The organism is Bradyrhizobium sp. CCGB12, assembly GCF_024199845.1.
Lineage (GTDB): Bacteria > Pseudomonadota > Alphaproteobacteria > Rhizobiales > Xanthobacteraceae > Bradyrhizobium.
Map to the genome: position 1 here is coordinate 3,545,453 of NZ_JANADO010000001.1, position 19,035 is coordinate 3,564,487.

At 63.7% G+C, this 19,035-nt stretch carries 22 protein-coding genes and 1 pseudogene; 11 read left to right on the forward strand and 12 right to left on the reverse strand.

The features are described 5' to 3' along the window. The first annotated feature begins 2 nt into the window (after positions 1–2). Positions 3–1,289 carry a nitrate/nitrite transporter gene (locus NLM27_RS17085; RefSeq protein WP_254144415.1) on the forward strand — a complete coding sequence of 429 codons (1,287 nt, stop codon included), beginning with the start codon at positions 3–5 and terminating at the stop codon, positions 1,287–1,289. A 49-nt stretch (positions 1,290–1,338) separates the two neighbouring features. Here NLM27_RS17085 and NLM27_RS17090 read toward each other — a convergent pair whose 3' ends face one another. After that, entirely contained in the window at positions 1,339–1,602 is a 264-nt protein-coding gene (locus NLM27_RS17090; protein WP_254144416.1) for a hypothetical protein, read from the reverse strand. Between the two features lie 185 nt (positions 1,603–1,787). Further along, the gene (locus NLM27_RS17095) at positions 1,788–3,272 is read right to left on the reverse strand and encodes an aldehyde dehydrogenase family protein (protein ID WP_254148847.1); all 1,485 of its coding nucleotides are present in this window, start codon (positions 3,270–3,272) and stop codon (positions 1,788–1,790) included. Between the two features lie 113 nt (positions 3,273–3,385). On the opposite strand from NLM27_RS17095, the gene NLM27_RS17100 reads away from it, so the two are divergent. Together NLM27_RS17100 and NLM27_RS17105 are read left to right on the forward strand one after the other, a co-directional pair. Next, on the forward strand, positions 3,386–4,468 hold the full coding sequence (locus NLM27_RS17100) for a substrate-binding domain-containing protein (RefSeq protein ID WP_254144417.1): 1,083 nt from the start codon (positions 3,386–3,388) through the stop codon (positions 4,466–4,468). A 77-nt stretch (positions 4,469–4,545) separates the two neighbouring features. Continuing rightward, positions 4,546–4,920, forward strand: coding sequence for a winged helix-turn-helix domain-containing protein (locus tag NLM27_RS17105; protein WP_254144418.1), 375 nt, complete (start codon positions 4,546–4,548; stop codon positions 4,918–4,920). Between the two features lie 48 nt (positions 4,921–4,968). Here the strand turns inward: NLM27_RS17105 and NLM27_RS17110 are convergent, their stop codons facing one another. Both NLM27_RS17110 and NLM27_RS17115 read right to left on the reverse strand, forming a co-directional pair. Beyond that, positions 4,969–5,955 carry a cysteine synthase A gene (locus tag NLM27_RS17110; RefSeq protein WP_254144419.1) on the reverse strand — a complete coding sequence of 329 codons (987 nt, stop codon included), beginning with the start codon at positions 5,953–5,955 and terminating at the stop codon, positions 4,969–4,971. Positions 5,956–6,108: 153 nt separating this feature from the next. Beyond that, positions 6,109–6,486 carry a hypothetical protein gene (locus NLM27_RS17115; RefSeq protein ID WP_254144420.1) on the reverse strand — a complete coding sequence of 126 codons (378 nt, stop codon included), beginning with the start codon at positions 6,484–6,486 and terminating at the stop codon, positions 6,109–6,111. A 181-nt stretch (positions 6,487–6,667) separates the two neighbouring features. Here NLM27_RS17115 and NLM27_RS17120 point away from each other — a divergent pair, with 181 nt between their 5' ends. The 3 genes from NLM27_RS17120 (at position 6,668) to NLM27_RS17130 (ending at position 9,880) form a co-directional block, all read left to right on the forward strand. Beyond that, positions 6,668–8,077, forward strand: coding sequence for an aldehyde dehydrogenase family protein (locus NLM27_RS17120; RefSeq protein WP_254144421.1), 1,410 nt, complete (start codon positions 6,668–6,670; stop codon positions 8,075–8,077). 67 nt (positions 8,078–8,144) lie between these two features. Continuing rightward, complete coding sequence (locus tag NLM27_RS17125) at positions 8,145–8,705, forward strand: DUF2478 domain-containing protein (protein ID WP_254144422.1); 561 nt, start codon at positions 8,145–8,147, stop codon at positions 8,703–8,705. Positions 8,706–8,911: 206 nt separating this feature from the next. Beyond that, positions 8,912–9,880, forward strand: a complete 969-nt coding sequence (locus NLM27_RS17130; RefSeq protein WP_254144423.1) for a helix-turn-helix domain-containing protein — start codon at positions 8,912–8,914, stop codon at positions 9,878–9,880. A gap of 15 nt (positions 9,881–9,895) precedes the next feature. On the opposite strand, the gene NLM27_RS17135 is transcribed toward NLM27_RS17130, so the two are convergent. From NLM27_RS17135 to NLM27_RS17155, 5 genes are all read right to left on the reverse strand, one after another. After that, the gene (locus tag NLM27_RS17135; protein WP_254144424.1) at positions 9,896–10,480 is read right to left on the reverse strand and encodes a TIGR00645 family protein; all 585 of its coding nucleotides are present in this window, start codon (positions 10,478–10,480) and stop codon (positions 9,896–9,898) included. 33 nt (positions 10,481–10,513) lie between these two features. Next, positions 10,514–11,149 carry a TerC family protein gene (locus tag NLM27_RS17140; RefSeq protein WP_254144425.1) on the reverse strand — a complete coding sequence of 212 codons (636 nt, stop codon included), beginning with the start codon at positions 11,147–11,149 and terminating at the stop codon, positions 10,514–10,516. Continuing rightward, on the reverse strand, positions 11,146–11,508 hold the full coding sequence (locus NLM27_RS17145; RefSeq protein WP_375142319.1) for a hypothetical protein: 363 nt from the start codon (positions 11,506–11,508) through the stop codon (positions 11,146–11,148). Before NLM27_RS17145 ends, NLM27_RS17140 begins: the two co-directional genes overlap by 4 nt. Before the next feature lie 2 nt (positions 11,509–11,510). After that, positions 11,511–11,978 carry a TerB family tellurite resistance protein gene (locus tag NLM27_RS17150; RefSeq protein ID WP_254144427.1) on the reverse strand — a complete coding sequence of 156 codons (468 nt, stop codon included), beginning with the start codon at positions 11,976–11,978 and terminating at the stop codon, positions 11,511–11,513. 357 nt (positions 11,979–12,335) lie between these two features. After that, complete coding sequence (locus NLM27_RS17155; RefSeq protein WP_254148848.1) at positions 12,336–12,713, reverse strand: nuclear transport factor 2 family protein; 378 nt, start codon at positions 12,711–12,713, stop codon at positions 12,336–12,338. 141 nt (positions 12,714–12,854) lie between these two features. On the opposite strand from NLM27_RS17155, the pseudogene NLM27_RS17160 reads away from it, so the two are divergent. Then, positions 12,855–14,308 (forward strand): annotated as a pseudogene (locus NLM27_RS17160) (PLP-dependent aminotransferase family protein). Between the two features lie 73 nt (positions 14,309–14,381). Then, a complete protein-coding gene (locus tag NLM27_RS17165) occupies positions 14,382–15,011 on the forward strand; it encodes an FMN-binding negative transcriptional regulator (protein WP_254144428.1) in 630 nt (209 codons plus the stop codon). 44 nt (positions 15,012–15,055) lie between these two features. On the opposite strand, the gene NLM27_RS17170 is transcribed toward NLM27_RS17165, so the two are convergent. Next, the gene (locus tag NLM27_RS17170; protein WP_254144429.1) at positions 15,056–15,541 is read right to left on the reverse strand and encodes a hypothetical protein; all 486 of its coding nucleotides are present in this window, start codon (positions 15,539–15,541) and stop codon (positions 15,056–15,058) included. Further along, complete coding sequence (locus NLM27_RS17175) at positions 15,538–16,110, reverse strand: hypothetical protein (protein ID WP_254144430.1); 573 nt, start codon at positions 16,108–16,110, stop codon at positions 15,538–15,540. The genes NLM27_RS17170 and NLM27_RS17175 overlap by 4 nt, the downstream gene beginning before the upstream one ends. 239 nt (positions 16,111–16,349) lie before the next feature. Here NLM27_RS17175 and NLM27_RS17180 point away from each other — a divergent pair, with 239 nt between their 5' ends. Genes NLM27_RS17180 through NLM27_RS17190 form a run of 3 tightly spaced genes read left to right on the forward strand, consistent with a single transcriptional unit; the run spans position 16,350 to position 18,668 of the window. After that, complete coding sequence (locus NLM27_RS17180; protein WP_254144431.1) at positions 16,350–17,177, forward strand: class II glutamine amidotransferase; 828 nt, start codon at positions 16,350–16,352, stop codon at positions 17,175–17,177. Positions 17,178–17,195: 18 nt separating this feature from the next. Continuing rightward, positions 17,196–18,422 carry a carboxylate-amine ligase gene (locus NLM27_RS17185; RefSeq protein WP_254144432.1) on the forward strand — a complete coding sequence of 409 codons (1,227 nt, stop codon included), beginning with the start codon at positions 17,196–17,198 and terminating at the stop codon, positions 18,420–18,422. Positions 18,423–18,482: 60 nt separating this feature from the next. Then, positions 18,483–18,668: a hypothetical protein gene (locus tag NLM27_RS17190; protein ID WP_254144433.1), complete on the forward strand. Its 186-nt coding sequence runs from the start codon at positions 18,483–18,485 to the stop codon at positions 18,666–18,668. 11 nt (positions 18,669–18,679) lie between these two features. Here NLM27_RS17190 and NLM27_RS17195 read toward each other — a convergent pair whose 3' ends face one another. Beyond that, positions 18,680–18,988, reverse strand: coding sequence for a hypothetical protein (locus NLM27_RS17195; protein WP_254144434.1), 309 nt, complete (start codon positions 18,986–18,988; stop codon positions 18,680–18,682). Positions 18,989–19,035: the final 47 nt, after the last annotated feature.

Below are 19,035 nucleotides of genomic sequence, written 5' to 3' on the forward strand. Positions count from 1 at the left end.
CGATGACCATGCCGATGACCAACTGGACGACGATTTCAGAGAGCGACCGCCAGCGGATTGGACGATGGCAGAAGGGAATGCTGGCACTCGCCATCCTCTGCGAGATCTTTCTTGCCGCGGACTGGTACGCCTTCGCCGCAGTACTGCCCTTCGTCTCGGAAAGCCTGAAACTCAATCCCGCCGAGGCAGGGCTGGCGCAGGGCATCTTTGCGCTGACCTACGGCGTCGGAATGGTGGTGTGGTCGCCGGTCAGCCGCTCGATGACGGCGCGCAACATGCTGCTGATCGGGCTTGCGGGCACCGGCCTCGGCATGGTGCTCCAGGTGTTCGTACAGAGCTACACGCAGCTCGTGTTGCTGCGGCTCGTGATCGGCTTCTTCGACGCAGGCATCTTCATCGGCAACATGAAGCTGATCTTCGGCTGGTTTCCGCAAAGCCGGCGCGGCTCGGTGGTAGGGATCATTCTCGCCGCCTACAGCCTCGCCATCACCATGGACTTCGCACTCGGCATTCCCCTGACGATCGCAACCGGCTGGCGGGTCTTCTTTGCCGTGCTGGCAATCGGCACGCTGATCGTTGCAGCGATCGACGCGCTCGTCGTCCGCAACAATCCGCGCGAGCTCGGTATCGACGGCTTCACTTGGGGTAACGAAGCGCAACAGCAGCATCTTCCGCTTGGCGAAATCTTCCGCTCGAAATGGATCGCCGTTGGCGGCTTCGGCATCGTGGCCTGCACCTTCGCGATCGCTGGTACCGCCACCTGGGTCGTCCCCGCCTTCATCGCCGTGCAGCACATGGCGCCGGAATCCGGCGCGGTGATCGGCACCGTGATGGGACTGTCCCAGGTGCTGTTCCTGGTGATCGGCGGCTACATGTCCGACCGATTGGGCAAGCCCTTCATGATCAAGCTCACCGCGTTCCTTGCCTTCCTCACGGCAGTGATGTTCCTGTGGAGCGTCGTCACGCCGATGCCGTTCGGGATGCTGGTGATGTTTGCAGCGCTCAGCGGCGTTGCGCTGCTCGGCGGCGGCGCGATCTTTGCGCTGCTCAGCGAAAAGTATTCCGATGCGCTCGCGCCGGCGGCGATCGGCTATGCCGAAGTGTTCGGCATCTTCTCGGCGTTCGTGGCCCCCTGGATGATGGGGGCCATCATCAACGCCTCCGCCGGCTCGTTCACCGGGGCCTTCATTGCCTTTGCCGTGGTCGAGTTCATCATCGTCGGCCTCTTGATGATCCTCGCCCGCGACGATGTCAGGCAGGGGGTGACCATCGAAAGCCCCGCGGAATAGATCGCAATGGTTTCGGCGCGAGGCATTCGTCTCGCGCCGGCGGCTGTCCTTAGCGAATGATGGTCGTCAGCGACGAGTAACGCTTGTTCGGTTTGCCCTCGCCCGGCGCGAATTGCGCGAAGGCGTCGCTGACGCGGACCGCCGGCGGCGTATCGCTTGCGAAGCGAAACTCCTTCGGACGCGGCGCGTAGAAGCTGGCGCGGTAATAGGCGTCGTCGAAGCGGACGTCACCGACGCCGAACAAGGCGTCGCAAACGAACAGGAGCGCGTAAACTCCCGTTATCGCTGCAACGACCTCCCTGAGAACTGACATGTTGATGCCCCACCCTTTTGAGGTGAGGATGCACGCCGGTTCCAAAGCCGAGGTTTAAGACGGAACTGTTCTTGTCCGCAGGGTTTGCTGCCACTGAGCGAATTGCAGACAATTTTATCGATTTCGAAAAGAGAGCCCGCCTGACCGGATCAGGCGGGCTCCAGGATTGGCCGCTCGGGAGGTTATCAGACGGCCAGATTCATCCAGACAGCCTTGGGCTCGGTGAAATTGTCGATCGCGGCGGTGCCGTGCTCGCGGCCGAGGCCGGAGTCGCGCTCCCCGCCCCAGGGCAGGCGCACGTCGGTATAGCCATAGGTGTTCATCCAGACCGTGCCCGCGCGCGCCCGCTTGGCGAAGCGCTGCAGCTTGCCGAGGTCGCGGCTCCAGACGCCGGCGGCAAGACTGTAGGCGGTGCCGTTGGCGATCCTGAGCGCGTCGGCCTCGTCCTTGAACTTGATGACGCTGACGACGGGGCCGAAGATCTCTTCCTGCGATATCCGCATCTCGTGCGCGACGCCTGCGAACACCGTCGGACTGATGAAATAGCCGCGCTCGCCGAGCCGCTCGCCGCCGGTGACGAGGCTTGCCCCCTCCTTCCGGCCGATCTCGACATAGTCGAGGATCGACTTCATCTGCTTCTCGGAGATGACAGGCCCGAGCGCGGTCTTGCGATCGAGCGGATCGCCGATCCTGAGCGACTTCGCGCGCGCCGCCAGGCGCTCGACGACCTCGTCGTAGGCCTTCTCCTGCACCAGCACACGGGAGCCGGCCGAGCACACCTGGCCGGCGTTGAAGAAGATGCCGGAGGCCGCAGCCTTGCTTGCTGCTTCCAGATCGGCGTCGTCGAAAACGACGTTGGCCGACTTGCCGCCGAGCTCAAGCGAGACTCGTTTGAAATTGCTGGCCGCGCCTTTCATGATGCCGCGGCCCACGCCGGGCGAACCGGTGAACGTGACCTTGTCGACGTCGGGGTGATTGACCAGCGCATCGCCGACGACGCGGCCCGGACCGGTGACGACGTTGAACACGCCCGCCGGCAGGCCGGCCTCCAAAGCCAGCTCGGCGATGCGCAGCGCCGACAGCGAGGTCAGTTCGGCGGGCTTCATCACCACGGTGCAGCCGCAGGCCAGCGCCGGCGCCAGCTTCCACATGCCGATCATCAGCGGGAAATTCCACGGCACGATCGCCGCGACCACGCCGACGGGCTCGCGCACGGTGTAGGTCAGGGCATCCTCGCGCACCGGCACGACATCGCCGCTGATCTTATCGGCCCAGCCGGCGTAGTAGATCAGCGTATCGACTGCAGCCGGAAAGTCCTGGCGCATCGTCGCGGAGATCGGCTTGCCGGCGTCAATCGATTCGAGCTCGATGATCTCGTCGGCGTGTGCCTTCAGCAGGTCGGCCCAGCGCAGCAGGATCTGGCCGCGCTCGGAGGCGCGCATCGTACGCCACGGGCCTTCGAAGGCGCGGCGGGCGGCCGCCACGGCATGCGCAACGTCGGCCTCGCCACCTTCGGCGACGGTGGCGATGACCTGCCCGGTGGCGGGATTGAGGGATTTGAAGGTGCGGCCGGAGCTCGCAGGGACGCGGCGACCGTCGATGAGCAGATGCTGCGGCCGGGCCATGAACTCGGTGGCCGGCGAATGCGCAAAGTCATATGCAACAGACATCATATTTCCTCCTGTTCTGGTATACCAGGATAGGCGCATATCGACCGGAGTAAATATGATATGATTTGCAAATGGACGCCCCATATATGAAGTGTAGTTCATAAGGAAGGCCGATGCTTCAGATCGAGATCGAAGCCGTCTGGCGGTTTCGCCGGGAGGGCAGCCCGCGCACCGCCGTGATCATGCTCGGCGTGCTCAACGAAATCCGGAAGACCGGAAAGATCACGAGCGCGGCCAGCGATGCCCACCTCTCCTACCGCCATGTCTGGAATCTGATCGAGCAATGGTCGGAGTTCTTCGGCACGCCACTGGTCGAGACCCAGCGCGGCAAGGGCTCGAAGCTCACGCCGTTCGGCGAGCGGCTGGTGTGGGCCGGCGAGCGCATGCAGGCCCGGCTCGGGCCGCAACTCGAAAACCTCGCGCAGGAGCTGGCCAACGAGATCAAGCCGTTCCTCGAACAGCGCCCGTCCGTCATCCGCGTGCATGCGAGCCACGGCTTTGCGGTGGCAAAGCTGCGCGAATTCCTCGACCGCGAGCCCGGCATCGGCGTCGATCTGCGCTATGTCAGCAACCAGCATTCGCTGGTCTCGCTGGCGCAGGGCGCCTGCGACCTCTCCGGCCTGCATCTGCCGCACGGCGCGCTGCGGGCCCAGGGCATCAAGGCCGCCCGCGAATGGCTCGATCCGCGAGAGGATCGAATCATCAGTTTTGTGACGCGCGAAATGGGATTGATGGTCGCGCGCGGCAATCCGCTGCGGATCGCCTCGCTTCATGATCTCACCGGACCAAAGGTCCGCTTCGTCAACCGCGACCATGATTCCGGCACGCGGCTTCTGTTCGACCAATTGCTCGCCGCGAACGGCATCGACGAGAGCAAGATCAACGGCGCGCAGCAGATCGAGTTCACCCACGCCGCGGTGGCTGCCTATGTCGCCAGCGGCATGGCCGATGCGAGCTTCGGGGTCGAAGCCGCCGCCCGGCATTTCGGCCTCGATTTCATCCGCATCCTCACCGAGGATTATTTCTTCGTCTGCAAGCGCGCGTTCCTCGACACCAAGCCGATGCAGCGCATCCTCGAAATCATCCGCAGCGCCGATTTCCGCGCCGCCGTCGCCACCCTGCCCGGCTATGTGCCGTCGGATACCGGCAACGTGACCGGCGTGAAGGCGTTTCTGGAGATGCACGCCGTGCGGTGATGCTTCACTGAGCGCTCACCTTGTCCACGACGGGTAAGAGTGGCAATCTCGCGAGGCAGAGCCCAAGAGACAACGCCATGCCGCGCGCGAGCGCCAAATCGCTTCCCCAGTTGAGCCTTCGCATCGATCTCGACAGCGAGGATCGGATCGGTCCCGGCAAGATCCAGCTTCTGGAGCAGATTCGCGCGCAAGGCTCGATCTCGGCAGCCGGCCGCGCCATGGATATGTCCTACAAGCGGGCCTGGGATCTCGTCGACGAGATCAATCGCATTTGCGGACATGCGGTCGTCGAGCCTCAGGCTGGCGGCAAGAACGGCGGCGGTGCGATGCTGACGCCGTTCGGCGAGGGACTGGTCGCGCGCTATCGCAAGATCGAGCGCGACGCCGCCCGCGCCGTGCGCAAGGAACTTGAGGCGCTCAAGAGCGACATCACCCGTACGCGGAAATCGTGAGCGAACGGGCGCGAATGAACGGGTAGCAGCCCGGCTGCTGGCGGCTTGCTATCGCATCCAGCGTGGTAGGGGCAGGTTTTTCTTGCGCAGGAATTCCGGGTTGAACAGCTTGGACTGATAGCGCTGTCCACCATCCGCGAGGATGGTCACGATGGTTTTTCCTGGACCGAGGTCGCGCGCAAGTCGCATGGCTCCAACGATATTGATCGCGCTCGAGCCACCCAACACCAGTCCTTCGTGCTCGATCAGGTCGAACAGAACAGGCAAGGCTTCCTCGTCCGTAATTTGATATGCCGTATCGATGGGCGTGCCTTCCAGGTTCCTTGTGACACGAACCTGCCCGATCCCTTCGGTGATGGAGTCTCCCTCTGTCGTCAGCTCGCCTTTGGTGAACCAATTGTAGAGAGCGGCCCCCATGGGATCGCTGAGCGCAATCTTGATGCCGGGATTTCGCTCCTTGAGGGCTCGCGCGACCCCACCCAAGGTACCGCCGCTCCCAACGGCACACGTGAAGCCGTCGATTCTTCCATCCGTTTGCTGCCAAATCTCAGGACCGGTCGTGCGGTAGTGCCCCTCCCGATTGGCGACATTGTCGAACTGATTGGCCCAGAAGGCACCGAGCTCCTCGGCGAGCCGACCGGAATAGCGCGCATAGTGACCGGGATTAGAATACGGGACGGCAGGTACCAGGCGCAGGTCGGCACCGCACAACCGCAACATATCCTTTTTCTCCTGACTTTGCGTGTCAGGCATCACGATCACGCTTCGATAGCCGCGAGCATTCGCCACGAGCGCTATGCCGATTCCGACGTTGCCGGCTGTGCCCTCGACGATGACGCCGCCCGGCCTCAGCCTGCCGCGCTGCTCGGCATCGTTGATCATGGCCAGCGCCGCGCGATCCTTGATCGAACCGCCGGGATTGAGAAATTCGGCCTTGCCATAGATCTCGCAACCCGTGGCCTCCGACGGCATTCGCAGCCTGATCAATGGCGTGTTGCCGATAGAGTCCAGGAAACCTGTTCGGACGCCGTTCATCGCCTGCCACCTTTGCGCGCCCACAACATTAGGCCGGCGAACAGGCAATGCCATTCTCTAGTTCAGGCGACGCGTGCAACAATCTCGGCGTTCGACCTGCCCAATCGGTAATTCCATCCTTGAGGCGTGTTTTATTTGCGCTCTGGCTCAGCCCTAGTTCGGCCGCACCGACATTTCCGGCATCGGCTGGGTCAGCGCTTCACCCAGCAGGCTCTGCTCAGCCTTCGGAATCGAGAAGCGGACCCTGAAGCCGTCCTCGGTCTGCAGCGTGATGATGCGCTGGGTCGTGTCGGTCGACTGTTCCAACACCCAGGACGCCAGCGGATAAGCGTATCGCAAACTCTGGTCGCCGTAGCGAGCCTTCAGCGCCGCCTCCAACAACCCGGGAAGCGTCATGATCAGGGCGCCGACCTGGTTCAGCGAGACGCTGACGGCTGCGGGATTGCCCGTCACGTCCTCGAAGCCCAGCGAGATCGCGCCGCCGTCGGCCGCCACCTCGCAGGTCGTGAGCTGCCTCACCTTGATTTCCATCGCCGGTCCCGGAACGCACTTCGCTATATCCGTCACGATATATCGATATGTCCACCTGCGTCCAGCCTGCTTTTCTGGAATTGATCGAATCCATGTGCATGGCCGGGTCAGCGGATGCGTGATATATAATTGGATATAACGAGGCCCTGAACGGCCCGTTCTGCAAGGGAGCGCAAAGCCTATGAGCGACTACAATCTTCTCATTGACGGCAAACTGGTGCCCGGCGATCTGACCATGCCGGTACTGAATCCCGCGACCGAAGAGGTGTTGGCGCAGTGCCCGCGGGCCTCGAAATCGCAGCTCGATGCCGCCGTTGCCGCAGCAAAGGCCGCCTACCCCGCCTGGGCCGCGGCTCCGATGGAAGACCGCCGCAAGGTCGTGATCGGAATGGCCGACGTGATCGAGGCCAATTCGGGCGAGCTTGCGCGCCTGCTCACATCCGAGCAGGGCAAGCCGCTTGCGGACGCCACCGGCGAAGTGCTCGGCATGGCCGCCTTCTTCCGCTATCTCGGCTCGCTCGAACTGCCGATGAAGGTGATCGAGAACTCGGGCGATCGCAAGGTGGAGGCCTATCGCCGCCCGCTCGGCGTCGTCGGCGCCATCATCCCCTGGAACTATCCGCTCCTGATCCTCGCCTTCAAGCTGCCCTCGGCGCTGCTCGCCGGCAACACACTGGTGGTCAAACCCGCGCCGACCACGCCGCTCGCCACGCTGCGCTTTGCCGAGCTGATTAAGGACGTGGTGCCGAAGGGCGTGCTCAACTTCATCACCGACGCCAATGATCTCGGCGGCGAGATGACCAAGCATCCTGACATCCGCAAGATCTCCTTCACCGGCTCGACGGCGACAGGCCAGAAGGTGATGGCGAGCGCAGCGCAGACGCTCAAGCGCATCACGCTCGAGCTCGGCGGCAACGACGCCGGCATCGTGCTCGACGACGTCGACCCGAAGAAGGTCGCGCCCGGCATCTTCGAAGGCGCGTTCCAGAATTCCGGCCAGGTCTGCCTCGCCATCAAGCGGCTCTATGTGCACGAGTCCGTCTATGACGAGCTCTGCAATGAGCTGGTCGCGATCGCCAGGAACACGGTGGTAGACGACGGCTCCAAGCAGGGCACGAAGCTCGGGCCGCTTCAGAACAAGATGCAGTACGAAAAGGTGAAGGCGTTCCTCGAAGACGCGCACAAGAACGGCAAGGTGGTCGCCGGCGGCGCCGTGATGGACCGTCCCGGCTACTTCATCGAGCCGACCATCGTGCGCGACATACAGGAAGGCTCGAAGCTGGTCGATGAGGAGCAGTTCGGCCCCGTGCTCCCGCTGATCAAATATTCCGACAAGGATGACGTGATCCGCCGCGCCAACGCCACCACTTATGGCCTCGGGGCTTCGGTGTGGTCGTCCGACATCAAGCGCGCGCACGAGGTTGCAACGCAGCTCGAGTCCGGCACGGTCTGGATCAACAAACACCTCGACATGGCCCCGAACATCCCGTTCGGCGGCGCCAAGCAATCGGGCATCGGCACCGAATTCGCCGAGGAAGGCCTTGCCGAATTCACCCAGCTCCAGATCATCAACGGCCCGCCGGCGGCCTGACCTGAAAACCGGAGCCGCGGCGCAACCGCCGCGGCCCCTTCTATTTGCCGTGAAACGGAGGCCAACCATGTTCGATGCGCAATGCGACCTTGCAGCCCTCGTCTACGAGCAGTACCAGGACCCCGACGCGGTCTCGCACGAGTTTGACGCGGACCTGAATGCGCGCGGCGTTCGCGTCGTCGGCATGGTTCAGGCCGGCCAATGCGCGGACTCGAGTCTATCGGCGGTGCTGCTTCACAGCGGCGAGACTCTTCTGCTGGCGCAGGATTTCGATCCGGCCGCACAGGGCTGCCGGCTCGATCTCGCGCGACTGCAAAATGCCGGCGTGCGGATCGCCGAGGCGCTGGCACATGGCGCAGACCTCGTCATCATCAACCGCTTCGGCAAGCGCGAACGCGACGGCAAGGGCCTGTTCCATCTGATCGGACGCGCGCTCGACGCCGACATTCCCGTGGTGATCGCCGTCGGCAACGACCATTTCGCCGACTGGATCAGATTCGCCGGAGGCATGAGCGTGAAACTCGGCTGTGATCGCGATGCGCTCGACGCCTGGTGGCACAGCATCTCTACAAGCAATGCGGAGCCCGAGCCGGCATCACATCCTACGGTGTGTGAAATTCTCAAATAGATCGCGCGGCTGGCCCCGGCAAAATTCTGCTCGCAATCAGACAGACGCGACCTGACACACGAATTCACTGCGCGCTTCTGCATCTGCAGCCATACGATCATGCATTCCATGAATCACGATCGCGTGGGCAGTAGTTTCCCGGAATATGGCCACCGGCTGCGGGTCTGGTAATTCTTCGGCCCCAGCTCCGACCCCCAGGAAATCGAATGCCGCTGAGCCGGCTCCAGCCATCGCCAGTCCTGCGCATCGAGCGCTTCTCGGACTTCAGCGCATTTCGCGCCAACGAGGTGCTCGGCCTCGGCAAGAGCACGCCGCTGCGTCCGCGCGAATTCTCGCTGTCGCGCGCAATCCTGCCGCTGCGCGAAGGCCTGTTCGTATTCCAGCGCTGCTTCGCCCGGCGCTATGAGGCCGAGATCGGCACGGACAACGGCTTCGGTCTCGTCGTCCCCTTCAGCTTTAACTCCATCGCCAACGGTGATGAGGTCGACAGCTCGATGATTGCCCTGATGCGTGGCAAGGCCGCGGTCGATGCGATCGAGCACAATCCCAACACCTATCTGATGCTGCGCTTCAACTCGGACATGCGACATCGCGGCTGGGGTGATTTCGACACCGGCATGAAATACGTCCGCACGCAGAACGATCCGATGGCGCGTCTGCGCGCCGCAATCCTGGAGATGTACGCGCAGGCTTCGGTATGCAGCGATCCCCGGCATTTTGCGGCGCTCAACCGCCCGATCCAGGAAACGCTGATCGCCGGCCTCGATGCTGCCCTGCTGCCGGCGGAGGCCCGCATCGCCCGCCCCGGCTCATTCGACAAGCATCGCAGGCTGATCGCGCGGCTCGACGAGGTCGTCGAGTTCTCCGGCAGCAAGCCACTCTACAGCGACGATCTCGCCGCTGCGATTGGCGTGTCCGTGCGCACGCTCCAGATCGCGGCACAGGCGGTGCACGGCGTCAGCCTGCACCATTATCTGCGCCTCAAGCGGCTATGGTCCGTGCGTGTCCAGCTCATGACCGGAGGCGACGGCGTGACCGTCAAGGCCGCAGCGCTCGGCAACGGCTTCTGGCACCTCGGCGACTTCGCCAAGGGCTACAGGCGCCTATTCGGCGAGGCACCGTCCGAGACGCTGGCGCGCGGACGGCGTCCGTTTCGTCTGGGCATCGGCGCCTGAGAGCAACGATCGCCGTCAGGCGTGGCCGGCCTCCTTGCGATGGCCGCTCTCGCTGAGACGGTCGACCCAGGCGATGCCGATCGCCGATATGATGAAGGTCAGGTGGATCAGCACCTGCCACATCACGGCGGTCTCGCTGGAATTGCTGCGCGTCGTGCCGAGATTGCCCGCCTCGATGAAGGTCCTCAGCAGCGAGATCGAGGAGATGCCGATGATCGCCATCGCCAGCTTGATCTTGAGCACGCTGGCATTGACGTGGCTCAGCCATTCCGGCTCGTCGGGATGGCCGGTCAGGTTCAGCCGGGAGACGAAGGTCTCGTAGCCGCCGACGATCACCATCACCAGCAGGTTCGAGATCATGACGACGTCGATCAGCCCTAGCACGACCAGCATGATCTGCTGCTCGCTGGCGTCGAACGAGTGCAGGACCAGATGCCAGAGCTCTTTCAGGAACAGCAGCACATAGACGCCCTGCGCGACGATCAGGCCGACATAGAGCGGCACTTGCAGCCAGCGCGAGCCGAAGATGAGCTGGGCAAACGGGCCGATCCGCGGCCCCGGTGCGGCATGCGCCGAGGCTGCTTTGGGTTCAGACGTCATCGATCACTCCGGATTGCGGGCAAATTTGTCGTCTCAGAGACTCGCAATGACCGGCGCGAGTTCCAGAGTGCCCCGATAGATCATCTCGAAGGCGACGTAAACGATGATGGCGAGACCGACATAGGCGATCCAGCGCTGCTTCTGGAGCACGCGGCCAAGCAAGTCTGCGGCAACGCCCATCATCGCAACCGACAATAGCAGGCCGAAGGCCAGGATGTAGGGATGCTCGCGCGCGGCACCCGCGACCGCGAGCACGTTGTCGAGCGACATCGAAACGTCGGCGGCGACGATCTGAATCGCCGCCTGGCCGAAGGTCTTTTGCTGCACCGGCGCAGCAGCCGCGTTGCCATGGCCGAATGCGAGCTGGTTCGAATGGGTGGAATGCTCGCGCAGCTCGCGCCACATCTTCCAGCAGACCCAGAGCAGCAGCACGCCGCCGGCGAGCAGGAGGCCGATCACTTGCAGGAGCTGGGTCGCGACGCCGGCGAAGAGGATACGCAGCGCGGTGGCGGCGATGATGCCGACCACGATGGCGCGGCGGCGCTGCTCGGCCGGGAGACCGGCGGCGGCAAGGCCGATGACGACGGCGTTGTCGCCGGCGAGGACGAGATCGATCAGGATGACCTGAAGCAGCGCGGTCAGCGCCTCGGGGGTGATGAATTCAGTCATGATCGTTCATTTTTCGATAAGGACGGATCGAGCCAATGCGGCTTCCTCCGCTCGACCCAGTCCAGGACCTTCGAACGTGAGGAGCGCAGCGCAGGCACGTCCTCGGCAAGCAGCGCGAGACCGAGCGGCAGCATCCAGACACCGAGAATCGGCAGAAACGAGAGCACGCCGCCTACGATGAGCAGCGCGCCCGAGGGAATCCTCACCCAGCGGCTCGACGGCTTGAGCAGGTAGGTGACGGTGTCACCCACGCGCGGCGGCAGACGATGGACGAGCCTGTCGAGGCGCGGGTCGCCGCCGGCCATCTGGCTGGCAGCGCGCTCGGCTCCCGTCGTACGCTCGTCCGAGGTCGTGGTCATGCTCATTCCTTTGCTCCCGTGGGGGGCGCGGCGCGGCCCGCAGCCGGTGCAACCTGCTTTGCGCGGGGCAGCGCCAGCGTCAGCAGGCGCAACAGCTTGATCGCCTGCACCTCATGGGGATGCACGTCCTCGTCGGCGGCCGCAACGCGTTCCGACAGTTCCATCAGATGAGACGACAGCGGCATGTTCGAGACCGGTCGCAGCGTGTCGATCACGACGTTGGCAAAATCCGGCTCCTCCAGGCGTTCAGCGAGTGCGTCGAACATTGCCAGCAGCCGTTCATCGTCGAGATGAGGCGCCAATCGGCGATCCCGGATGAAGCTGATCACCTCGTCACGCTCGACCGGCGAAACGCGCCGGTCGGCCACCGCGACCAGCGCGCCGGCAATGACCAACGCGGCCGCAGCCTGCTCGTTCAGGCTGGCCGGGTCCGCGATCTCGATCGGATTTGAATGCTTGGCGTCAGACATCGTTGCTCCCTAAACTTGCGAAATGACCGCACGGAGCTTGCGATGGAACGACTGGTCGGAGAGAACCGAAGAGGGCCCGACGATCGCCGATCCATCGCATTCGCGCGGGACAGGTCATCCGACATCACGAGGTTTGCCGACGTTGTCGGTGTCCTCGTCAGAGGGGCCCGGATTCTTGTTCCTGCCAGACATAAAGAAGGGTCTGTCGGAATCAAGTCGATACGGCTGCGACCAGCCGCCGCATCGGTTCCGCGGTGCCGGTTTGGTTAAGCAATTACGGGAGCACCCTGATCACGTCCTCGCGATCATTCCCCACGAAGCCCCCGCGGAATGGCAGCGGAGTGCGGCGCACGCAGCTCACACCCGCTCCACGAGATGCGCACGCGATGGTCCCGGATCGAACCGGTCGCCGAAATATTGGGTTTCGTGAACCACGAGGCCGTCGCGGAATTCCATGATGCTGACCACATAGGACGGCACGCCGTCATAGCTCAGCACGAACTCGCTCACCCAGAGATCACCGCCGCCGATGATCCTGCGAACGGTGAAGCGTTTCTTGTTAGGCTGCAGCGTCCGGCTTTCCTGAATGTTGCTGCGGCCATGGATCCGCTCGCCCGATTGCGGATAATCGAGCACGGCGTCCTCGCGATAGATGTCGTGCTCCGCCTCGAAATCATTTGCGTCCGAAGCAGCCCAGTGGCGAGTGAGCGCAGCGAGTATCGCCTGGTCGTCCATCGCGGTCTCCGATCTCTGCTTTTTCACTTCGACCACCCGGACCAGAGTGAGGCCGGTGCCCGGCATGAAGATATACAATTTAGCCCTCACTGCGTACTGATCACGGATGCGAGAGATTTGCTCCCTGATCGATTGATTTGGATGATCCGGATGAAGACGAAACGCAGCCGCATGGGCGCACGCCAGATCTACAAGGCGCTGCGGGACCAAATCGTGGCGCGGGTGTATGGGACGGACGGGTTGCTGCCGTCGTCGCGTGCGCTCGCCGGCGAGATGGGCGTCGCACGATCGACCGTCACTGTCGCCTACGAGCAGCTTGCGGCCGAAGGTTTCATCGAGACACGGCATGGCGCCCGGCCGCGCGTGGCCAGCGCCGTCGTCGCACGTGGACGAACGCGCGCCTCTTCGCGCCCGCCGGCGCGCAAAATGCGGTTGTCGGCATTCGGCGAGCGGTTGCGGCAGGGCCCGCCGCGCTGGACCGAACCGCCGCGCGGGCTCATTGCGAACTTCCGTTATGGCGAGCTCTCGCCGTCGGACTTTCCGGTGCTGGCATGGAAAAGAGCCGTGACGGCTACGATGGCGCGCAAGCCCGAACGGCTGGCTTATGACGACCCTGCGGCTCGCTGCGACTGCGCAGCGCGCTTCAGGGCTATCTCTGGCGATCGCGCAGCATCCGCTGCGACCTCGACCAGATCATCGTCGTGAACGGCTCGCAGCAAGGTCTCGACATCTGCGCACGGCTGCTGCTCGACGCGGGCGACCGCTTCGTGATGGAGGACCCCGGCTACCAGATGGCGCACCACACCTTTGTGGCGACGGGCGCAATCGCCGTGCCGATCGCGGTCGACGCAGATGGATTGGAGACCGCGCGGCTCGATGGCATCGAGGCCCGCCTCGCCTATGTCACGCCGTCGCATCAATATCCGCTCGGCGGGGTGATGCCGATCGGACGCCGCCACCAATTGCTCGCCTGGGCGCGCGAGAATGAGGCCTGCGTGATCGAGGACGATTACGACAGCGAGTACCGCTACGACACCAAGCCCATCCCGCCGCTGCATGCGCTGGAGGGCAGCGACAACGTGGTCTATCTCGGGACCGTCTCCAAGACGCTGTCCCCGACCCTGCGGGTCGGCTATCTCGTGGTGCCCGCCGGACTGCGATCCCTGTTCGCCGCCGCCAAGCAGATCATGGACCGGCACACGCCGCTCGTCGAACAGGATGCGCTCGCTGGGATGTTGGAGAGCGGCGCCTATGAGGGCCACGTCAGGCGCATGCGCCGGCGCAACGCGGAGCGCCAGCGGGCGCTACTCGACGCGCTGCACGGCCGGTTCGGCGATCGCGTCCGGATCGAGGGCACGGCTGCCGGCCTGCATGTGGTGGCCTGGTTCGACGATCTGCCGCAGAAGCGTGAGGATGCGCTGATCAATGCCGCACGCATGAAGGGCGTCGGCATCTATCCCGTCTCGGCGCTGTTCACCGGACCCCGCCAGATGCGGAAGACGGTCGGCCTCGTCATGGGCTATTCGGCGCTGGAGATCGCGCAGATCGAGCGCGGCTGCAAGCTTCTCGCGCAAGCCATGGAAGAACTGGACTGACGAAACAATCGCGAACTGGCAGTTTATGACAGGCCAGATTCCGGCTATCTCCGGACCTGACACGGAGACAGCCATGTACATTCCCCCCGCCTTTAGGGATGACGACATCGAGAGCATTCGGGCGACCATCCGCGGCGCACGCCTCGCCAGCCTCGTGACGGCCACCACCGATGGCCCGGTTGCGACCCCGCTGCCGCTCTTCCTTGACGAGGGCGAAGGCGAGCACGGCGTGCTGTATGGGCATATCGCCAAGGCCAACCCGCAATGGAAGCTGACGCCGATCGGACATGCACTCGCGATCTTCAGCGGTCCCGATGCCTATGTGACGCCGTCCTGGTACGCGACCAAAGAGGAGACTGGAAAAGTCGTGCCGACCTGGAATTACGTGGCGGTGCATGCGTATGGCCAGGTCGAATTCTTCCAGGAGCCGGAGCGACTGCTCGGCGTCGTGACGCGGCTGACGAACAGGCACGAAGGCGCGCGCGCCAAGCCATGGGCCGTCGATGATGCGCCCGCTGATTTCATCGCCGCGCAGCTGCGCGGGATCGTCGGCGTGCGCATTCCCGTCGTACGGTTCGAGGGCAAGCGCAAGATGAGCCAGAACCGGCCCGAGGCCGACCGCGTTCGCGTCGCGCAAGGTCTTGCGACAAGCGATGATCCCAGTGATCGCGAGGTTGCGCCCCTGATCCCGCTTCCGGTCTGACGACAGCTCTTTTCCGGCCTTCGCCGGCCGGAAACATGCCCCAGTCAGCTCGCGCAGGAACGAACTGTGACGCGCTCGTTCCTGACGACGGCTTCGACCGTCCTGCGCGCAACGGCATCGAAATCCGACGGTGCAAGATAGCCCTGGGCATAAGCTTCCTGCGTCAGGCGCTCGATGCGCTTGTCCTCGCCGGTCGACCATTGCCGGGCGATGTAGTCAGCACCGGGTTTGCCATAGATCGTGGGATAATGTTCGGTGTCGGTCTGACGGCGGTAGTAATATCCGCCGAGTGAGCTGATGAACTGCTTCCGCCCCTCGCCTGCGCAGCGGGACCCATAGGGGCGTTCGAGCGCCAGCGCGGCGCTACGGCGCGAGCTTGCTCTCCCATCCACGAAGATCGCTTCATTGGAGCCGTAACCCGGACCGTCGATGATCGGACTTGCTTGCTGGGCTGCCTTTTGCGGCGCGAATGCCCATGCGGCGACCTGATAGACGACGAGGGCCCAGACGATGAACCAGGCACGGTTCATCTCGCGTTCGTCCCGCGTTGCTTCGGCAGGCACACAGGAGACGGATCGGACCATAGGCCGGGACCGGCAAACTGGAGGACCGTGAGGCGGATCTCCTCCGGAAAATCCTCCTTGATGATGCCTTTTTGCTCGAAGGCCTCGGCCAGTTGCGCCTGGACGCGAACGTCCAGCGGCGTCGAGTATGCGGCGTTGGCCTGATCGCGCTTCTTTTCGCTACAGAACATCGCCAGTGCCGGGTTTGGACAGTCGAAGATCTTCATGTAGCCCCGCGCATAGGCCGACGTGGCCGCAATGAGATTCGCTTTCATCGTCCTGTCGCACGGCGACATCGCATAGGCGGTGCCTGCCTGCAGCGCGTCCATCCGCAGCGCATCGAGTTGCGGATCCTTGTCGCTTTGCAGGGTGTGCTTGGCCTCCCACGCCTTGCGTTCATGTGCCTTGGCGCTCTCGTCGCCGAATGTGACAGTGAGTGTCGGCTTCAACTCTCCGACCGGCGAAGAGGAAGCGACAGTCGTGGGAAAGCCACGCATCGCCCAGGAGATGCCGACGAAGGTGGTGACGAACGCCATGAAAGTGAAAAGAACGAAGCGGCCCATGATGTGCACTCGAATTGCCGAGCGCAACCTAACGGTGTCGCGTTAAGAGACGTACTAATATGCGGGTTCCAGCTCCGCAGGGTAAATGAACGTCTAAGGATGTCCTAACGAAACGCGGATATTTTCCGAAGACGTCGAAGAGCTGCGGTCGGGAACTAACGTGCAGGCCGATCCGTTACTGCACGTCACGGCATCTCCCGACAGGATCCCTCATGTGCCGCTGGATCGCATACCGGGGCGAGACGACGTCCTTCGAGCCCTATGTCACCGAGCCCGAGCATTCACTGGTCGCGCAGAGCATCCGCTCGCTTCAGTCGACGGCGGGATCGAACGGTGACGGCTTTGGTCTCGGCTGGTACGGCGAACATCCGGAGCCCGGCCTGTATCGCGAGACGCGCCCGGCGTGGTCGGACGAGAACCTGCGCTATCTTTGCCGCCATCTGCGCTCGCATCTGTTCTTCGCGCATGTACGCGCGGCCACCGGCACCGCGGTGACGCGGCAGAATTGCCATCCCTTCGCCTGTGGCCAGTGGATGTTCATGCACAATGGATTCGTCGGAAGCTGGAATCGGCTGCGGCGCAAGGTCGAGGCGCTGATTCCCGATGCCTATTACCCATCGCGGCTGGGCACGACCGATTCGGAAGCCGTGTTCCTTGCCATGATGGGCGCGGGCCTGGACAGCGATCCGCTCGGCGCAACGCAGCACGTGCTGCAGGCCCTCGTCGGTCTCGTCAACGAAGGTCAGCTCCGCGAGCGGCTGCGCTTCACCAGCGCGATCGCCAACGGCCGTGATCTCTACGCGTTCCGGGTTGCGGTCAACGACGCCGCGAACACGCTGTATTACCGCGAGGCAGGCGATGAGGTCGTCGTCGTGTCCGAGCCGTTCGACAAGGAGGAGGATTGGGCCGAAGTGCCGCCCAATCACGCCCTGATCGCGCGTGCATCCGAAACCGTGAAGATAGTTCCGTTCCCGCTTGCAATTTCAGGTGAGTGCGACGCGGAACCGGTCCCGGCCAGAAGGATTATTGCCCGCAGGTAATATCGGCCGGGTGGCACGATGGCATTGTCTTCAGACGTTTTGAAACTGCTGCGGCTGGATCCCTCCGACGACAGGCAGCACCTCGTCATTCGCTCCGCCGGCGGCAGCGGCAAGGCGGCGGAGTATTCCTTCGGCATCGAGGAGGAATACTTCCTCGCCGATCGCCGCAGCCTGGAGGTCGCGATCCAGACTCCCGACGCGCTGTTCGAGTCGGCGAACTGGTCGACCGGCGGCCAGGCGATGCGGGAGATGCTGCAATCCCAGCTCGAGGTCGCCACCAACATTCACGTCGAAGTCAACGACGCGCGCGAGGAGCTCCGCTTCCTTCGCCGCGAGGTCGCGAACGTCGCCACGCAGTACGGCTTCGTGATCATGGCCTGCGGCACGCACCCGACCGCGGTCTGGCGCATGTCCCAGCCGAGCCCGAAACCGCGCTACGAGGAGATGATCGAGGATCTGCGCAGCATCGGCCACCGCAACATGATGTGCGGCATGCATGTGCACGTCCAGCTGCCAGATCCCGAGAAGCGCATGGCAGTGATGCGGGCGATGCTGCCGCATCTGCCGCTATTCATCGCACTCTCCGCCTCCTCCCCGTTCTGGAATTCGCACAAGACCGGGCTGAAGGGTTACCGGCTCGCCGCCTACTCCGAGCTGCCGCGCACTGGCCTGCCCGAACTGTTCGAGGACAGGCAGGATTACGACGAATATGTCGGCGCGTTGCAGCGCTCCGGCGTGATTCCCGATGAGAGCCACATCTGGTGGGCGATGCGGCCCTCGATGCGGCATCCGACCCTCGAACTTCGCGCGCCGGATACCTGCACCTTCATCGACGATGCCGTTGCCATTGCATCGCTCTACCGCTGCCTGACCCGCCATCTCTACCTGCGACCTCATCTGTCGAAGGAGGTCACCGTGGTCGAGCGCGCGATTGCGGTGGAAAACAAATGGCGCGCCCAGCGCTACGGTACCGATTGCATCTTCGCCTCGAAGGACGGGCCGGTCACGATCTCGGAGCTGCTCTCCCGCGTGATCGACGACATTGCCGCAGACGCAGGCGCGCTGAACTGCGCCGCCGAGGTCGAGCACTGCCGGACCATCGTCGAGCGCGGCAGCTCCGCAGAATTCCAGCTTCGCGCCTATCGCGAAAACGGCGACGACATCGCGGCCGTGTCACGGTGGATTGCGACATCCACCACATCGGGAACGAGCGCTCCGATCGGAAGCGTTTCTGCGCCGTCATAACGCCCAGGCAAGCTTCGGGAACGAAATGTCGTCCTGAATTCGGGCACCTTGGAGAAACGCATGAATCACGTCACCTCTTGCACCGGCTGCGGCCATGGACTTGTTCCGATGCTTTCGGCAAAGGGCCGCGCGGAGCTCGGCTGTCTCTGGTGCGAAGGCGTCGACGTGCGAACGACGGACATGGCGAAGTGGGCGGACAGCCCGTCCGGCAAGCCTGAACGGGCTGCCCGTCAGCCGTTCGAATGAGCGTCCTCCGGTCAGACCCTCGCCGGCACGCGTTGCGGCGGCATATTGCCGGACTGCGGGAGACGATCAGCCGCTGACTTTCGCGGCGGCCGGCGCCGCGGGACGTAGAGACAGGTGACGAGGATCGGCTCGTCATCGCCGAGCGCTGCACGCTCCTTGGCGAGCAGGCTCATGACCGAACGCATCTTGAGGATTTCCTCCGCGACGAAGGTGCAATCCTCGTCCCGGTCGACCTGCTCACGCATGATGGCTTCGGCCTCGAGCATGCTGACGCGAAGCGCTCTAATGGTTCTGCGGATTTCGTTGATGCGGTTGTCCATCGCTGCCTCCATCACGGGTGCAGCATAAGAACAAAACATGAACAAAA

Bases quoted from the DNA above. Each gene is read 5' to 3' on its own strand.
- NLM27_RS17085 (WP_254144415.1), top strand. From the start codon at position 3: ATGACCATGCCGATGACCAACTGGACGACGATTTCAGAGAGCGACCGC.
- NLM27_RS17100 (WP_254144417.1), top strand. From the start codon at position 3,386: ATGCTTCAGATCGAGATCGAAGCCGTCTGGCGGTTTCGCCGGGAGGGC.
- NLM27_RS17095 (WP_254148847.1), bottom strand. From the start codon at position 3,272: ATGTCTGTTGCATATGACTTTGCGCATTCGCCGGCCACCGAGTTCATG.
- NLM27_RS17155 (WP_254148848.1), bottom strand. From the start codon at position 12,713: ATGGACGACCAGGCGATACTCGCTGCGCTCACTCGCCACTGGGCTGCT.
- NLM27_RS17135 (WP_254144424.1), bottom strand. From the start codon at position 10,480: ATGACGTCTGAACCCAAAGCAGCCTCGGCGCATGCCGCACCGGGGCCG.
- NLM27_RS17185 (WP_254144432.1), top strand. From the start codon at position 17,196: ATGGCATTGTCTTCAGACGTTTTGAAACTGCTGCGGCTGGATCCCTCC.
- NLM27_RS17115 (WP_254144420.1), bottom strand. From the start codon at position 6,486: ATGGAAATCAAGGTGAGGCAGCTCACGACCTGCGAGGTGGCGGCCGAC.
- NLM27_RS17140 (WP_254144425.1), bottom strand. From the start codon at position 11,149: ATGACTGAATTCATCACCCCCGAGGCGCTGACCGCGCTGCTTCAGGTC.
- NLM27_RS17130 (WP_254144423.1), top strand. From the start codon at position 8,912: ATGCCGCTGAGCCGGCTCCAGCCATCGCCAGTCCTGCGCATCGAGCGC.
- NLM27_RS17145 (WP_375142319.1), bottom strand. From the start codon at position 11,508: ATGACCACGACCTCGGACGAGCGTACGACGGGAGCCGAGCGCGCTGCC.
- NLM27_RS17125 (WP_254144422.1), top strand. From the start codon at position 8,145: ATGTTCGATGCGCAATGCGACCTTGCAGCCCTCGTCTACGAGCAGTAC.
- NLM27_RS17170 (WP_254144429.1), bottom strand. From the start codon at position 15,541: ATGAACCGTGCCTGGTTCATCGTCTGGGCCCTCGTCGTCTATCAGGTC.
- NLM27_RS17150 (WP_254144427.1), bottom strand. From the start codon at position 11,978: ATGTCTGACGCCAAGCATTCAAATCCGATCGAGATCGCGGACCCGGCC.
- NLM27_RS17190 (WP_254144433.1), top strand. From the start codon at position 18,483: ATGAATCACGTCACCTCTTGCACCGGCTGCGGCCATGGACTTGTTCCG.
- NLM27_RS17165 (WP_254144428.1), top strand. From the start codon at position 14,382: ATGTACATTCCCCCCGCCTTTAGGGATGACGACATCGAGAGCATTCGG.
- NLM27_RS17195 (WP_254144434.1), bottom strand. From the start codon at position 18,988: ATGGACAACCGCATCAACGAAATCCGCAGAACCATTAGAGCGCTTCGC.
- NLM27_RS17105 (WP_254144418.1), top strand. From the start codon at position 4,546: ATGCCGCGCGCGAGCGCCAAATCGCTTCCCCAGTTGAGCCTTCGCATC.
- NLM27_RS17175 (WP_254144430.1), bottom strand. From the start codon at position 16,110: ATGGCGTTCGTCACCACCTTCGTCGGCATCTCCTGGGCGATGCGTGGC.
- NLM27_RS17110 (WP_254144419.1), bottom strand. From the start codon at position 5,955: ATGAACGGCGTCCGAACAGGTTTCCTGGACTCTATCGGCAACACGCCA.
- NLM27_RS17180 (WP_254144431.1), top strand. From the start codon at position 16,350: ATGTGCCGCTGGATCGCATACCGGGGCGAGACGACGTCCTTCGAGCCC.
- NLM27_RS17090 (WP_254144416.1), bottom strand. From the start codon at position 1,602: ATGTCAGTTCTCAGGGAGGTCGTTGCAGCGATAACGGGAGTTTACGCG.
- NLM27_RS17120 (WP_254144421.1), top strand. From the start codon at position 6,668: ATGAGCGACTACAATCTTCTCATTGACGGCAAACTGGTGCCCGGCGAT.